The sequence below is a fragment of the Hymenobacter coalescens genome (genome assembly GCF_054783195.1).
In genome coordinates, this window is sequence record NZ_BAAGRA010000019.1 from 343,669 (window position 1) to 358,104 (window position 14,436).

Genomic DNA, 14,436 nt, shown 5'->3' on the forward strand with positions numbered 1-14,436 from the left:
CAGAATGTGCTGGAAAAAAGCGCCGCTGACCACCTGGGTCAGCGGCGCTTTCTATTTTTAGCCTTCCCCAAAATTCATCTATCGTGAAGCGCTACTTTATCAACCAAGGAGGCGAATCCAACAAGTTCTGGAACATCGAAACCGATGGCGCAGCCTACACAGTGACGTTCGGCAAAGTAGGCACGAATGGGCGCGTGAGCCGAAAAGAGCTGGCCAACGTGGTCAGTTGCGAAGCTGAAGCTGCCAAGCTGATACTTGAGAAGCTGAAAAAAGGCTACCATGAAGTAGGGGCCGATGAGCCTGTTCCAGCCAAGCAGATAGCTGCCTATCGGCCGATGGATGAGGACCTGTTCTGGGAGTTGATAGCGGCCTTCAACTGGAAGCGCACCGGCGACGACGAAGCCGTAATGCGGCCTGCCGAAAAGCGGCTGGCGGCTATGCCAGTCGAAGATATTTTCGCTTTTGAAGAGGTATTGGCCGAGAAGCTTTACCAGCTGGACGGGGAAAAATACGCGGCGGCCTGCTATGATGGCGAAACGCACAGCATATCCGGCGACCAGTTTCTGTATGATCGGTGTGCAGTCGTCGCCAACGGCCGCGAATTGTACGAGCGGGTTGTGCAGAATCCGGAACTGTGGCCGGTAGGGGTCGAGTTTGAGAGCTTACTGTTTCTGCCCCAGCAAGCGTACGAGCGGAAAACGCGCGGCGGCGAATACCCCCACGCGACGAAGATTTCCTATGAAACCAGAAGTAATGCTGCGGCTTGGCCCAACGGCTAGTGCTTACGCCGGGCGCTGCGGCCGCTTCTCCAGAATCAGCTGGGTGCGGAACTCATGCAGACCCTTTTCCAGGCCCACCGGATAGGTGTGCGGGTTCAGGAAGCGACGGATACTCGGGTCGAGCGAGGTGACTTCCTCGCGGGCCTTCTGCCGGCTCGCTTCCAGCGTGGGCAGCTGCAGCACGCGCCGGCCCTGGCGAAACACCGGCTCCAGCAGCTCGCGGTACTCGGTGGACTTCACCGGGCGGCGGCGCGTGGGGTCCAGCGGGTCGACGATGGTGAGTTGCTCGGGCAGCGGCTCGGCGGTGTTGTAGAGCATGTCGGCCACGGGCTTGCCGTCGTGGTAAAAGCGCCGGATCTGCAGGATGCCGGGGATGCTGGTTTTGGCCAGTTGCTCGGAGAGCTTGATGGTGTAGTCCCAGCCCTCGGAGCCGTCGGCTTTCTGCATGGCGGCCAGCTTGTACACGCCGCCCAGCGCCGGCTGGTCGTAGGCCGTCACCAGCTTGGTGCCGATGCCCCAGGTGTCGATGCGGGCGCCTTCGAGCTTGAGGGCGGTGACGAGCTGCTCGTCCAGGTCGTTGCTGGCCACGATGCGCACTTTCGGGAAGCCGGCCTCGTCGAGCAGCTTGCGGGCCTCGCGGCTGAGGTACGTCAGGTCGCCGGAATCCAGGCGGATGCCGCCCAGCTCGTGGCCCCGCGCGCGCAGCCGCTCGGCCACCCGAATGGCGTTGCGCACGCCTTCCAGCGTGTCGTAGGTGTCCACCAGAAACACCGAGTCGTCGGGGAAAGCGTCGGCGTACTTCTCAAAGGCTTCTTCTTCGCCCTCGAAGGCCATGACCCAGCTGTGGGCGTGGGTGCCGCGCACCGGAATGCCGAACTGCTGCCCGGCCAGCACGTTGCTGGTGCCGTCGGCGCCGCCGAGGTAGGCGGCGCGGGTGGCCGAGAGGCCCCCGTCGAAGCCCTGGGCGCGGCGCAGGCCGAACTCCAGAATCTGGTCGTGGGGGCCCACGGCCTCGCGGATGCGGGCGGCTTTGGTGGCGATGAGCGTCTGGAAGTTGACGAGCGTGAGCAGGGCCGTTTCCACCAGCTGGGCCTGCAGCAGCGGCCCCTGAATGCGCACCAGCGGCTCGTTGCCGAACACCACCGTGCCCTCGGCCACCGCGTCTACGTCGCAGCTGAAGCGCAGCTCGCGCAGGTAATCGAGGAAGCCCTGCTCGAACATCACGCCGCCCTTGCTGCCGCGCAGGCTGGCCAGGTACGCCAGGTCTTCTTCGGAGAAGCGCAGGTTTTCCAGCCAGTCGACGGCGTAAGCCAGGCCGGCGGCCACGGCGTAGCCGCCGCTGAACGGGGCCTTGCGAAAGTAGAGGTGAAACACGGCTTCGCGGTCCTGCATGCCCTGGCGCCAGTAGCCGTAGGCCATGGTCAGCTGGTAGAGGTCGGTGAGCAGCGTGAGCGAGGGGCGGTAAAGGGCGGAGAGGGGGGCGTTGGGCATAGCAGCGAGGGGGTGCAACTGCGGAAAGGTACGGGGGCGGGCAGAAATCGGCTGGCGCGGGGCCCGGACGTGCAGCCCGTAGCCGCGAGCTTGCTACTTTGCGGCATGAAACGACTTCTCCTGGGCTTGGTCTTCGTGGGTGCCGTGCAGGCGGCCGCCGGCCAGCAAAAGGCGGCTGCGCCCGTCAAGACGAAAATTTCCGCCAAGACGATTGAGCGCGTCGAGAAGACGCTGGCCGACGACCAGCTGCGCGGCCGGGCGCTGAACACCGGCGCGCCGGCGGCCGCGCAGTTTCTGGCCGGCGAGTTCAAGCGCATCGGCCTGCAGCCCTTGCCGGGCCTGACGTCGTTTGAGCAGGCGTTTCCGGCCTACGAAATCCAGAATACCAGCACCCGCATGACGCTGAACGGGGCGCCCGTGCCGGCCGAAAACGTGGTGCTGCTCTCCGGCCAGGAGCAGCTGCGCTGGGCGAGCGGGCAGGCCGGCGCGCCGCGCGTGGTGGTGGTGGGCCCCCAGGCCGATTTCCGCCGCGAAGTGGGCCCCCTGTTCGCCGCCAAGGACAACGTGCTGGTGCTGCTCGACCCGGCCCACGCCCAGCGGTTCAAGTCGCTGGCGCAGCGCTTCGGGCACGGCAGCCAGTTTCAGGCCGAAAAACCCACCGCCAGCGCCGTGGCCATCGTGCTGGCCCCGGCCGCGCCCACCGAAGCCGCCACGTACGAGCTGACGGCGGCCACCGCCATCAAGCAGCTGGAAATCCGCAACGTGGTGGGCGTGCTGCCCGGCCGTGACAAGGGCCGCGCCGCCGAGCAGGTGGTCTTCTCGGCGCACTACGACCACATCGGCATCCTGCCCGCCGTGGCCGGCGACTCCATTGCCAACGGCGCCGACGACGATGCCTCGGGCACCACGGCGGTGGTGGCGTTGGCCGAGCACTTCAAAAAAACGAAGAGCAACGCCCGCACGCTGCTGTTCGTGGCCTTCACGGCCGAGGAAATCGGCGGCTTCGGCTCGCAGTACTTTTCCCGGCAGCTCGACCCGGCCAAGGTGGTGGCCATGTTCAACATCGAGATGATCGGCAAGGTGGCCAAGTTCGGGCCCGGCTCGGCCTTCATCACGGGCTTCGACAAGTCGGACTTCGGCCCCATCCTGCAGCGCAACCTGCAGGGCAGCACGTTCAAATTCGAGCCCGACCCGTACCCCGAGCAGCAGCTGTTTTACCGCTCCGACAACGCCACCCTGGCCCGCCTGGGCGTGCCCGCGCACAGCATCAGCACGGCGCCCATTCCCACCGATAAGCTTTACCACTCCGTGGACGACGAGGTGGAAAGCCTGGACCTGAAAAACATGCAGACCGTCATCGAGGCCATTGCCATCAGCGCCCGCGGCATCGTGAGCGGCACGGATACGCCCACGCGCATCGTCGACGCTGGCAGCCGCAAGTAACGTTTCGAGCCGCCGCACACGCGGTGATGCCAAGCCCCACGGCCCCGGCCGCGTACCGAGCTTTTCGGGTGCGTGGCCGGGGCCGTGGGGCTTGAGACCTGTTAGCGGGGATAACCAACAAATGACAAAAAATACGGCAGATGTACCGTTAAGAGCGGTATTGTTTGTGGCAATTCGTTGTAATATTGTGATGGGTTATGAAAATAATAAGCCGGCTTCGGTTTGCTGCGCCCATCCACGTGTGTCCTTTTCCTCTTTTCACTGCCTATGAAAAACCATTTACCTACTCTGGCGCTGCTCGCTACCCTGGTCGCCACGGCCAACGGCCCGGCCTGGGCCCAACAAGCCCGGGTGCCTGCCGATGCAAACGGCTTGCCGCTGGGCGATGGCGGCCCCGCCTCGGCCGCACGAGCGGCTTTCCTAGTCACCCCCCAACTCCCGCAGGCCCGCAGCATCAGCGCCTGGGCCACCGTGGCCAGCATGGCTACGGCCCGCGGGCAGCACGCGGCCGTGGCCCTGAACAACAAGATTTACGTGTGGGGCGGCTACCTCGACAACGGTAACGCGACGCCGATAGCCAGCATGGAAATCTACGATGCGGCTACCAACACCTGGAGCGCCGGCGCCAGCCTGCCCACGGCCACGCGCGGCCACGCCTACACCGTGGGGCGCAACGGGATGCTGTACAGCTTCGGCACGATTCCCGGCACCACGAGCACCAACGCCTGCTACCGCTATAATCCCGCCACGAACGCCTGGACCAGCATTGCCTCGATACCGAGCTACAGCTTTCAGGCCAAGGCCTCGACCGGGCCCGACGGCCGCATCTACGTCATCGGCGGGAGCCTGAACAGCAACGACGTGCGGATCTACGACCCGGCCACCGACTCCTGGAGCGTGGGCGCCCCGCTGCCCACCGGACGCAACGGGCAGGCCCAGGTGGTGGACGCGGCCAACCGCATTCACGTCATCGGCGGCATCGACGACTACAACGCCGGCGCGGCCATAACCGCCCACTCCATTTACGACCCGGCCACCAACAGCTGGAGCAGCGGCGCCCCGCTGCCCACCGCTCTGCAGCAGCCGGGCGCCGTACTGGCCCCCGATGGCACTATCTACGTCATCGGCGGCAAATTCCAATTCGGCAATAACAGCGGCCCCTTCTACAACACGGTGTACGCCTACAACCCGGCTACCAACGCGTGGAGCACGGCCGCGACCCTGCCCGTGACGCGCGGCGAAACGGCGTCGGTGCTCGTGGGCTCCGATGTGTATTCCATCGGCGGCACCGACGGGGCGTTCCAGAACGCCGTGTACCGCGCCGACGTCGCCAACGCGTACACCTGGACCGGCGCCGCCTCCACCGACTGGCACACGGGTGCCAACTGGTCGGAAGGCCTCGTGCCGACGGCCGTGGACGACGTGACCATTCCGGCCGGCCTCGCGCGCTACCCGGCGCTGAGCACGGCCACGCCCACCGTGCGCAACCTCACCGTAAACAGCGGCGGCCAGCTGACCATAGCCAACGGCGGCACGCTTACCGTGACGGGCAACTTCGTCAACAACGGGGCCTTCGCGGCGGCGGGCAACGCGACGGTGGCCCTGGCGGGCAGCACCGCGCAGAGCATCGGCGGCAGCAGCATGACCCAGGTGCGTAACCTGACGGTGGGCGCGGCCGGCGCCACCCTCACGGGCCAGGTGGAGATTCAGCGGCTGCTCACCCTGACGGGCAACCTGAACACCAACGGGCGGCGCTTCCTGATCCTCTCCAACCACGTCGGCTCGGCCCTGGTGCACCACAACGGCGGGCAGGTAAACGGCAGCACGGTGGTGCAGCGCTACATCGACCCGGCCGGCAACGCCAGCTTCGGCTACCGGCACTGGACGCCGGCCGTCAGCGGCGCGCAGCTGTCGAACCTCGCGGTATTTCCGATTCTGCCCGGCGCCGAAAACCCCGGCCCGCTGCAAATCAACGCCGCCTACAACTCGGCCGCCAACCCCAACGCGGTGACGCCGTTTCCCACCATCTTCGACTACAACGAAGGCCGCGTGGGTCCGGCCAGCACCAGCCTGGCCAGCTTCGACCAGGGCTGGCAGTCCCCCACGGCCACCAGCCAAACCCTGGTGCCCACGGTCGGCTATACCATCAACCAGCCGGGCGGCAGCTTCTTTGAGGTCACCGGCGCGACCCTGAACACGGGCAACATCGCCCGGACCGGCCTGACGCGCGGCTCGGCCGCCGAAGCGGGCTGGCACCTGATCGGCAACCCGTACCCGTCGCCCGTCGACTGGAACTTGGTGGGCCGCTCAAACGTGGACGCGGCCGCCTACGTGTACCGCTCCACCGGCCGCTACACCGGGGGCTACACGCCCTACGTGAACGGCGTGGGCGCCGCCAACGTGCTGCCGATGGGCCAAGCCTTCTTCGTGCGCGTCAGCGCGGCCGGCGCCTCCGGGAGCGTGAGCTTCACCAACAGCGCACGCATCACGACCTACACCGACCCAACCTACGCCCGGCCCACGGCCGAAACCCGGCCCCTGCTCCGGCTGATGCTGCAGCGCCAGGGCATGAGCGGCCCCGCCAGCGAGGATGCGCTGTACGTGTACCAGCAGGCCGGCGCTACCCCCGCCTTCGACGCGGCCTACGACGCGCTGAAGGTGCAGCTCAACGGCGGGCAGCAGCCGAGCCTGTACCAGCTGGCCGGCCCCGACGCGCTTTCCATTCAGGGCCTGCCGACCGGCAGCCAGCCCCTCTCGCTGCCGCTGGGCCTGTACGCCCCGGTAGCCGGCACCTACAGCTTCGTGCCGGCGCAGCTCATCAACTTTGCCGCCACCGACCAGCTCCTGCTCGAAGACCGCCTCAGCGGCACCTGGCACGACCTGCGCCAGGGCGCCTACTCGGTGGCGTTGCCGCAGGGCGGCAGCACCACGCGCTTTGTGCTGCACCTGAACGCCGCCCGCCCGTTGGGCACCGCCAAAAACACCTGGGCGGGCGAAGTAGCCGTGTATCCGAACCCCACCGCCGGCACGCCGCTGACCGTGGACGCCACCGGCCTGCGCGGGGCATCGGCGCAGGTGCGCCTGATCAGCGCCCTGGGCCAGACCGTCCGATCCGTAGACGCGCGCCTGAGCGGCCAAGAGCTGCATCTGACGCTGCCTGCCACCGGCCTCGCCGCCGGAGTGTACACCCTGCAGGTGAGCAGCGAAGCCGGTACCATCACCCGTAAAGTCATTTTCCAATAGCCATGAAGTTTTCTTCCCTCCTGCGTTTCAGCCTGAGCTTCGGCCTGGCCCTTCTGATGCACGCCACCGCCCATGCGCAGACGCCGGGCTCGGGCGGCCCCGCGCCCAGCAACGACCCCACGGCCGTGCCCCTCGACGGCGGCGCCTCGCTGCTGCTGGCCGGCGGCGCGGCCTACGCCCTCAACCGCCTGCGCAAGCGCCGCTAGCCGCCTCCACCGGCTGATGACTTCGCCACCCGCTCTGCCTCGGCAGGGCGGGTGGTTTGTTTTTCAGACACCCGAAGGCGGCATAAGTCCCGGCCATCGGCAGGGGCGGAAACGCACCAAGCGACCCTGCAGAACCGAACACAGTGTCCGAATCTGGACAGCATTTGCCCGCTTGGTTTTGCTTGATCAGCAATCAAAACTTTAACAATCAGCAATTTAAAGTTTTGGCATTGGGCTTGGCTATACCCAAGGGAAACCGACCCCAATCCGAACGAAAATGGACAGAGCCATACCCTCCGCTACCCAGGCCAAGCGTCGGCGCAAACGCTGGCTGCTGGCCGCGGCCGCGCTGCTGCTGCTGGCCGCCGGCCTGTGGGCCTTCCGCGGCGCCCTCAAGCCCCGCGTGCAGCAGGCCGATTTGCTCACGGCCGTGGTGGAAACCGGCGACGTGGAAGCTTCGCTGGCGGCCACCGGCCTGATCATTCCGGCCCACGAAGCGGTGGTGACCAGCCCCATTCAGTCGAGCATCCGGCGCGTGCTGCTCACGGCCGGGGCCCGGGTGCAGCCGGGGCAGACCATCCTGGAGCTCGACAAGGAAATTACCAGTACGGCCCTGGCCAAGCTGCAGGATGAGCAGCTGCAAAACCAGAACAAAAGCTCGGTGCTGCAGCTCTCGCTGGAGCGCAGCCTGAATGACCTGGAGTCGCAGGAGCAGGTGCAGCAGGAGAAGGTGCGCAGCCTGCAATCGGGCCTGCGCGACGAGCAGCACCTGCTGCGCATCGGCTCGGGCACGCCCGAAAGCGTGCGGCAGGCCGAGCTGAACCTGAAGATTGCCGAGCTGGAGCTGGAGCGCGTGCGCCGGCAGATCCGCAACCAGCGGCAGTCCAACCAAGCCGATGAGCGCGGCCTGGGCTACACCATGCAGATTCAGCAGCGCAGCATTCAGGAGCTGGCCGGCAAGCTGCGCCAGGCCAACATCAGCGCCGGGCAGGCGGGCGTGCTCACCTGGGTCAACGAGGACATCGGCTCGACGGTGAGCCAGGGCGAGGTGGTGGCCCGCGTGGCCGACCTCTCCGCGTTTCGGGTGCGCGCCACCATTGCCGATGCCTACGCCGACTCCTTGCACGTGGGCGACGAAGTGGTGGTGCGCCTGAGCGGCACCGACCTGCGCGGCGCGGTGACGTCCATCAGCCCGGCCGTGGAAAAGGGCGTGGTGACCTTCTACGCCCAGCTGAATCAGAACAACCACCCGGCCCTGCGCGCCAACCTGCGCGCCGACGTGTACGTGGTGACCCGCTCGCACCGCCACGTGCTGCGCCTGAAAAACGGCCCCTTCTTCCGGGGCGGCCGCGAGCAGGTGGCCTTCGTGGTGCGCGACGGCGTGGCCGTGCGCCGCACCGTGCGCCTGGGCGACTCCAACTTCGACTACGTGCAGGTGCTCGCCGGCCTGCGCGCCGGCGACGAGGTCGTCATCAGCGACCTGAAAGCGTACGAGCAGGCGCCCGAACTCACCATCAAGCAGTAGGGCCCGGCCGGTTCCGTTGCCCCGCACCCGCTCCCTCCACCGCCCCCATGCTTCCGATTACCCCACGCCCCGTCCTGCCTTTCTGTGCTATGAAAACCCTGTCGTTTTACCTGGATGTGCTGCGCCTCTGGCTGCTGATGGTGAGCATCCTGGGCTTGCTGCTGTTGATTTTTGCCCCGAAGGTGCTGGTGGCCCAGGCCCTGCCGCCAGCGGCCCCCACGGCGGCGCTGAGCCTGCCGCAGGCCATTGAGCTGACGCTGGTGCAGTCGTCGGTGGCCAAGCAGGCGGTGACCAACCGCGAAACCAGCCACTGGCAGTACCGCTCGTTCCGGGCCGACTACCGGCCCCAGCTGGCCGTGAGCGGGGTGCTGCCCGACTACTCGCGCACCATCCTGGCCGTGCAGCAGCCCGACGGCACCACCAACTTCCGGTACGTGCGCATCAATACCAGCAACGTGGGCGCCACCGTCACCCAGGGCATCGGGCTGACGGGCGGCCGCATCACCGTGGGCTCCACGTTGCAGCGCTTCGACAATTTCGACGGGCCCGGCCAACGCCTCTACAACAGCAACCCCGTGGCCGTGGGCCTGGTGCAGCCCCTCGGCCGCTTCAACGCCCTGAGCTGGAACAAGCGCATCGAGCCGCTGCGCTACGAGGAGTCGCAGCGCCAGTACGTGGAGGAGCGCGAAACCATTGCCCGCCGCGTGACGGAGCTGTACTTCGACGTGCTGCTGCAGCAGGTGAATGCCCAGGTGGCCCGCCAGAACCTGCGCGCCAGCGAGGAGCTGCTGCGCACCGGCGGCGAGCGGCACCAGCTAGGCCGCCTCTCCGAAAACGACCTGCTGCTGCTGGAGCTGAACCTGCTCAATGCCCGGCAGGCCGAGGTGCAGGCCACCGTGGACGCGCAAAACGCGGCCGTGGAGCTCCAGGGCTACACCGGCCTCACCCTCGACCCTGCGACCCGGCTGGACGTGCCCGGCGCGGCCCCGCAGCTGCGCGTGGCCCCGGAGGCCGCGCTGGCCCAGGCCCGGCAGTACCGGCGCGAGGCGCTGATGTTTCAGCGCCGCCTGCTGGAAGCCGACCGCGGCGTGGCCCAGGCCAAAGGCACCACCGGCTTCCAGGCCGACCTGGTGGCCTCCTTCGGGCTGACCAGCAGCGCCGAACGGCTGGGCAACTCCTACGTCAACCCCAACGACCAGCAGCAGGTGCGGCTGGGCTTCTCCGTGCCCATCGTGGACTGGGGCAAGACGCGCGCCACCGTCAAAACCGCGGAGCTGGCGCGCCAGCAGGCACGGCACACCGTGGAGCAGGAGCAGATGACCTTCGAGCAGTCGGTGCTGAGCCAGGCCGCCCAGCTCGGGGCCCTGGAGCAGCAGCTGCAGCTCACCCGCCGCGCCGACTCGCTGGCGCAGCGCCGCTACGACATCGCGCAGGCTACTTACAAGGTGGGCCGCATCACGCTCAACGACCTGAACATCGCCCAAAGCGAGAAGGACCGCGCCAAGCGCGCCTACATCGCCGCCCTGCGCGCCTCCTGGGTGGCCTACTACCGGCTGCGCACCCTCACGCTCTACGACTTCGAGCGGGAGCAGCCGCTGCTGGCGCAGCAGTAGGGGGCAGTAGTAAGGCGTTTCTTCAGGGCGCAAGCAAACGCAAAGCAAGCTGCGCTAACGACCGCAAAGACAACCTAGCCGGCTGCAGCGAAGCATGCAGCAAGGCCCTCGCCTTTCTGGCAACTGTGGACCGCGGCCCAGGTGACGGTGCTCGCCGACGCCCGCGCCCAGGTAACCACCCACCGCGCCACGCTGCCGGCCTAAGCCGGGCGGCGGCCTGCGGCAACCTAAAAGCCGGACGCTCCCGCGTCCGGCTTTTTTTTGTGCCCGCCGGCTGTTTCCGAACACCGTGTCCGCTTTCGGACACTATTTCAGTTGCCTGCTTTTGTGTTTTGCAGGTTATTTTGCTGATAATCAGATATTTGTATAAATGGCACGCGCCTTGGCTACTATAGCTCAGGCCAGCCTGGGTTCCGCACGAAATCGGACAGGTCCGGCTTGTTTCAGCTCCACGCATCAGCTCAATCCCCTTCACCCTATGGAAACGACCCTGACCCCGGCCCCGGCCGCCCCCGCCCAGACCTCGCTTAAAAACACGCCCATGCTCAAGCTCGTGGACATCGAGAAGGTATACCAGACCGACACCATCGAGACGGTGGCGCTGAACCGGGTGAACCTGACCATCAACAAGGGCGAGTTCGTGTCCATCATGGGGCCGTCGGGCTGCGGCAAATCCACCTTGCTGAGCCTGATGGGCCTGCTCGACGAGCCCACCCGCGGCACCATTGAAATCGACGGCCGGGCCGTGACCAGCTATTCCGACAAAGAGCTGGCGCGGGTGCGCAACCACAAAATCGGGTTCATCTTCCAGAGCTTCCACCTCATCAACGACCTTTCCGTGCTCGACAACGTGGAGCTGCCGCTGCTGTACCGCAGCGGCCTGAGCGGGACGGAGCGGCGCCGCCGGGCCCAGCAGGCGCTGGAGCGCGTGGGCCTGAGCGCCCGCACCCGGCACTTTCCGGGGCAGCTCTCGGGCGGGCAGCGCCAGCGCGTGGCCATTGCCCGGGCCCTGGCCGGCGCCCCCGAAATCATCTTGGCCGACGAGCCCACCGGCAACCTCGACTCGGTGATGGGCGAAGAAATCATGGACCTGCTGCTGGGCCTGCACCGCCACGAGGGCACCACCATCGTGATGGTGACCCACGACGAGCACATGGCCCACAAGACGGAGCGCCTGATCCGCTTCTTCGACGGCAGCCAGGTCAGCTAACCAGCCCCAGGTGGTGCAAGGGGGCGTGGTGCCATCGTCCTCGCGGCCCGCAACCACCCCTTCACCCTTCGCCACCTGACCATGAAGCGTGCCCTGCACATCGGCGGCCTGCTGCTGGCGGCCGCGCTGCTGGTCGTAGCCGGCGCCTGCCTCTACGACCTGACGGCGGCCCCGGCCGCCCGCCCGCCCGGCCCCGCTGCCGCCCCGCCGCCCGCGCCCCGGCCGGTGGTGCGTCCCGCACTGCTGGTTCATCCCCATCCCACTTCTTCCGCTCCTGTCATCCATGCTGCTTAGTTATCTGAAAATCGCCTGGAAGGTGCTGCTGCGCCGCAAGTTCTTCACCTTCATCAGTCTCTTCGGCATTTCCTTCACGCTGATGGTGCTGCTGGTGTTGGTGGCGGCCGTCGACCACTTCAACGGCGCCCACGCCCCCGAAAAGCGGCTGGACCGCATGCTGTTCGTGAACATGCTCGTGCAGCGCTTCAAGGACGGCGGCTCGCAGAACTCGCCCGTCAGCGCCCACTTCATCGACACCTACGTGCGGCCCATGCGCACGCCCGAGCTGGTGGGCTTTTCCTCGCTGGGCAACAGCGCCACCACCTTTGCCGGCAACCAGACGCAGACCCTGAGCGTGCGCTACACCGACGCCAACTTCTGGCGCGTGATGGACTTCGACTACCTCGACGGGCGCCCGTATTCGGCGGTGGAAGTCAAGCAGCGGGCCCGCGTGTGCGTCATCAGCCGCCACACCGCCCGCATCTTCTTCGGCACGGAGCACGGCGTGACGGGCCGCACGCTCGACATCGGGCCCTACCGTTACCGCGTGGCCGGCGTGGTGCCCGACGTGCCCGCCATCCGCCTCTACAGCAGCGCCGACGTGTGGCTGCCCTACACCCTGAACGCGGCCGAAATCGGTGACCGGCGCCTCGATGGGCAGTACGTGGCCATGCTGCTGGCCCCTTCGCGCGAGGCCACCGACGCCGTGCGCGAGGAGTTCGAACAGGTGATGCACCGCGTGCCGCTGCCCGACCCCAAGCGCTACGACCGCCTCGCGGCCCACGCCGACCCCGCCCTGGCCGGCATCGTGCGCCAAATCACCTCCCAGCAGGAAAGCAGCGACGACGGCATGAGCCTGTTTCTGACCGGCTGCGCGGTGCTGGCCCTGCTCTTTATGCTGCTGCCGGCCCTGAACCTGGTCAACCTGAACGTGACGCGCATCATGGAGCGGGCCAGCGAAATCGGGGTGCGCAAGGCCTTCGGCGCCTCCCGGCAGGTGCTGGTGGGGCAGTTTCTGGTCGAGAACCTGGTGCTGGCCCTGGTGGGCGGCGCGCTGGGCCTGGGGCTGGCCGCGCTGGTGCTGGAGCTGCTGAACGAGTCGCAGTTTATTGCCTACTCCCACTTCGGCCTCAGCTGGCGGGCCTTCGCCGTGGGCCTGGGCCTGACGGTGGTGTTCGGGCTGATGAGCGGGGTGTACCCGGCCTGGAAGATGTCGCGGCTGAACCCCAACGAAGCGCTGCGCGGCAGCGGCGGCAAGTAAGCCGGCAGCCCCAAGCCCCTGAAATCCTTCACTCACGCCTTCACGCCGGCCTCGCCGGGCGGTCCTGCGCAGGGCCTGCCGGGCCGGGCGGCCCCCCTTCCCCATGTTTCGTCATCTGTTTCGCCTGATCTGGAACCGCAAGCGCACCAACGTGCTGCTGCTTAGCGAGATTTTGCTCTCCTTCATCGTGCTCTTCGGGGTGGGCGTGGTGCTCATCACCGTGGGTCGCAACTACCTGCTCGAGCCGGGCTTCCGCCACGAGCAGGTGTGGCGCCTGAACATTGCCGCCGGCCAGGGCGAGAAGATGCCCCGGCCCGTGCTCGACGACGTGCTGCGCCAGGTGCGTGCCCTGCCCGGCGTGCAGGAGCTCACGCTGGGCAGCAGCAACACGCCCTTCCGCTTTATCACCATGAACGGCGACTTTCAGGTCGGCGACAAGGTGGCGGAAAACGTGGACCAGTACGACAGCGACGACCGGTACGCGGCTACCCTGGGCCTGCGCCTGCGCGAAGGGCGCTGGTTTCAGAGCCGCGACGATGCGGCCACCCGCCGCCCGGCCGTCATCAGCCAGGACATGCGCGAAAAGCTGTTCGGCAACGGCCCGGCCCTGGGCCAGATCGTGCGCTCCAAGACGCGCTTCGCCTCGCAAGACAAGCCCGATGAGTACCAGGTGGTGGGGGTGGTGGAGAACGTGCGCGTGCACAGCGACTTCAGCGACTACGTGCCCAGCATGTGGAAGCGCCTGGAGCCCCACGATACCACCCAGTGGGAGGGCGCCGCGGTGCTGGTGCGCGTGGCCCCGGGCCAGGGCGCCGCGCTGCAGCAGCAAATCGTGCGGACCGTGGCCGGCGTCACGCGCAAGTGGAGCACCGAGGTGTACAGCCTCGAAGCCGACCGCATCGACAAGCTGAAGGTGACCGTGGCCCCGCTGGCGGCCCTGGCCGTGGTGGGCCTGTTTCTGATTGTGAACGTGGCCCTGGGCCTGTTCGGGGTGCTGTGGTACAACATCAACCAGCGCCGCGCCGAGATAGGCCTGCGCCGGGCCATGGGCGCCACGGGGGCCAACATCGGCTGGCAGTTTCTGGCCGAAATGCTGGTGCTCACTTCGCTGGGCCTGGTGCTGGGCCTGGTGCTGGCGGCGCAGCTGCCGCTGCTGGGCGCCTTCGACATCCCCGTGCAGGTGTACCTGGTGGCCATGTTCGCCGCGGCGGCCCTCATCTTCGTGCTCACGGCGCTGTGCGCGTGGCGGCCCAGCCGCATTGCGGCCGGCATTCAGCCCGCCGTGGCCCTGCGCGAGGAGTAGCGCGTGTCGCCACACGGTAGCGCGGCGGCAGCACGGCGGTAGCGCGGACTGAAGTTCGCGCTACCGCCGTGCTGCCCCGGCGGCTT

11 protein-coding genes are annotated in these 14,436 nt (G+C 67.3%); 10 read left to right on the plus strand and 1 reads right to left on the minus strand.

Going from position 1 to position 14,436, the window contains the following annotated elements; genetic code table 11:
- Positions 1 to 83 precede the first annotated feature (83 nt).
- Positions 84 to 779, plus strand: a complete 696-nt coding sequence (locus ACYVKQ_RS17945) for a DUF4240 domain-containing protein (RefSeq protein ID WP_460676729.1) — start codon at positions 84 to 86, stop codon at positions 777 to 779.
- A 3-nt stretch (positions 780 to 782) separates the two neighbouring features.
- On the opposite strand, the gene ACYVKQ_RS17950 is transcribed toward ACYVKQ_RS17945, so the two are convergent.
- Complete coding sequence (locus tag ACYVKQ_RS17950) at positions 783 to 2,270, minus strand: nicotinate phosphoribosyltransferase (RefSeq protein WP_460676730.1); 1,488 nt, start codon at positions 2,268 to 2,270, stop codon at positions 783 to 785.
- A gap of 105 nt (positions 2,271 to 2,375) precedes the next feature.
- Between ACYVKQ_RS17950 and ACYVKQ_RS17955 the strand changes: the two genes are divergently transcribed.
- The 9 genes from ACYVKQ_RS17955 to ACYVKQ_RS17995 all read left to right on the plus strand — a co-directional run bounded on the left by ACYVKQ_RS17955 (position 2,376) and on the right by ACYVKQ_RS17995 (position 14,350).
- Positions 2,376 to 3,713 (plus strand): M20/M25/M40 family metallo-hydrolase, encoded by a 1,338-nt coding sequence (locus ACYVKQ_RS17955; protein WP_460676731.1) that lies wholly within the window; start codon positions 2,376 to 2,378, stop codon positions 3,711 to 3,713.
- A 267-nt stretch (positions 3,714 to 3,980) separates the two neighbouring features.
- On the plus strand, positions 3,981 to 6,956 hold the full coding sequence (locus ACYVKQ_RS17960) for a Kelch repeat-containing protein (RefSeq protein WP_460676732.1): 2,976 nt from the start codon (positions 3,981 to 3,983) through the stop codon (positions 6,954 to 6,956).
- Between the two features lie 2 nt (positions 6,957 to 6,958).
- Positions 6,959 to 7,162 carry a PID-CTERM protein-sorting domain-containing protein gene (locus ACYVKQ_RS17965; protein ID WP_460676733.1) on the plus strand — a complete coding sequence of 68 codons (204 nt, stop codon included), beginning with the start codon at positions 6,959 to 6,961 and terminating at the stop codon, positions 7,160 to 7,162.
- A gap of 277 nt (positions 7,163 to 7,439) precedes the next feature.
- Positions 7,440 to 8,687, plus strand: a complete 1,248-nt coding sequence (locus ACYVKQ_RS17970) for an efflux RND transporter periplasmic adaptor subunit (RefSeq protein WP_460676734.1) — start codon at positions 7,440 to 7,442, stop codon at positions 8,685 to 8,687.
- An 89-nt stretch (positions 8,688 to 8,776) separates the two neighbouring features.
- Positions 8,777 to 10,300, plus strand: a complete 1,524-nt coding sequence (locus tag ACYVKQ_RS17975) for a TolC family protein (protein WP_460676735.1) — start codon at positions 8,777 to 8,779, stop codon at positions 10,298 to 10,300.
- A gap of 541 nt (positions 10,301 to 10,841) precedes the next feature.
- Positions 10,842 to 11,510 (plus strand): ABC transporter ATP-binding protein, encoded by a 669-nt coding sequence (locus ACYVKQ_RS17980; RefSeq protein ID WP_460676915.1) that lies wholly within the window; start codon positions 10,842 to 10,844, stop codon positions 11,508 to 11,510.
- An 81-nt stretch (positions 11,511 to 11,591) separates the two neighbouring features.
- Positions 11,592 to 11,804 (plus strand): hypothetical protein, encoded by a 213-nt coding sequence (locus tag ACYVKQ_RS17985; RefSeq protein ID WP_460676736.1) that lies wholly within the window; start codon positions 11,592 to 11,594, stop codon positions 11,802 to 11,804.
- Positions 11,794 to 13,047 carry an ABC transporter permease gene (locus tag ACYVKQ_RS17990; protein ID WP_460676737.1) on the plus strand — a complete coding sequence of 418 codons (1,254 nt, stop codon included), beginning with the start codon at positions 11,794 to 11,796 and terminating at the stop codon, positions 13,045 to 13,047. Before ACYVKQ_RS17985 ends, ACYVKQ_RS17990 begins: the two co-directional genes overlap by 11 nt.
- Positions 13,048 to 13,150: 103 nt before the next feature.
- Positions 13,151 to 14,350 carry an FtsX-like permease family protein gene (locus ACYVKQ_RS17995; RefSeq protein ID WP_460676738.1) on the plus strand — a complete coding sequence of 400 codons (1,200 nt, stop codon included), beginning with the start codon at positions 13,151 to 13,153 and terminating at the stop codon, positions 14,348 to 14,350.
- Positions 14,351 to 14,436: the final 86 nt, after the last annotated feature.

Excerpts from the sequence above, each read along its gene's own strand:
- ACYVKQ_RS17950 (WP_460676730.1), bottom strand. The coding sequence starts at position 2,270 with ATGCCCAACGCCCCCCTCTCCGCCCTTTACCGCCCCTCGCTCACGCTG.
- ACYVKQ_RS17955 (WP_460676731.1), top strand. The coding sequence starts at position 2,376 with ATGAAACGACTTCTCCTGGGCTTGGTCTTCGTGGGTGCCGTGCAGGCG.
- ACYVKQ_RS17960 (WP_460676732.1), top strand. The coding sequence starts at position 3,981 with ATGAAAAACCATTTACCTACTCTGGCGCTGCTCGCTACCCTGGTCGCC.
- ACYVKQ_RS17965 (WP_460676733.1), top strand. The coding sequence starts at position 6,959 with ATGAAGTTTTCTTCCCTCCTGCGTTTCAGCCTGAGCTTCGGCCTGGCC.
- ACYVKQ_RS17970 (WP_460676734.1), top strand. The coding sequence starts at position 7,440 with ATGGACAGAGCCATACCCTCCGCTACCCAGGCCAAGCGTCGGCGCAAA.
- ACYVKQ_RS17975 (WP_460676735.1), top strand. The coding sequence starts at position 8,777 with ATGAAAACCCTGTCGTTTTACCTGGATGTGCTGCGCCTCTGGCTGCTG.
- ACYVKQ_RS17980 (WP_460676915.1), top strand. The coding sequence starts at position 10,842 with ATGCTCAAGCTCGTGGACATCGAGAAGGTATACCAGACCGACACCATC.
- ACYVKQ_RS17985 (WP_460676736.1), top strand. The coding sequence starts at position 11,592 with ATGAAGCGTGCCCTGCACATCGGCGGCCTGCTGCTGGCGGCCGCGCTG.
- ACYVKQ_RS17990 (WP_460676737.1), top strand. The coding sequence starts at position 11,794 with ATGCTGCTTAGTTATCTGAAAATCGCCTGGAAGGTGCTGCTGCGCCGC.
- ACYVKQ_RS17995 (WP_460676738.1), top strand. The coding sequence starts at position 13,151 with ATGTTTCGTCATCTGTTTCGCCTGATCTGGAACCGCAAGCGCACCAAC.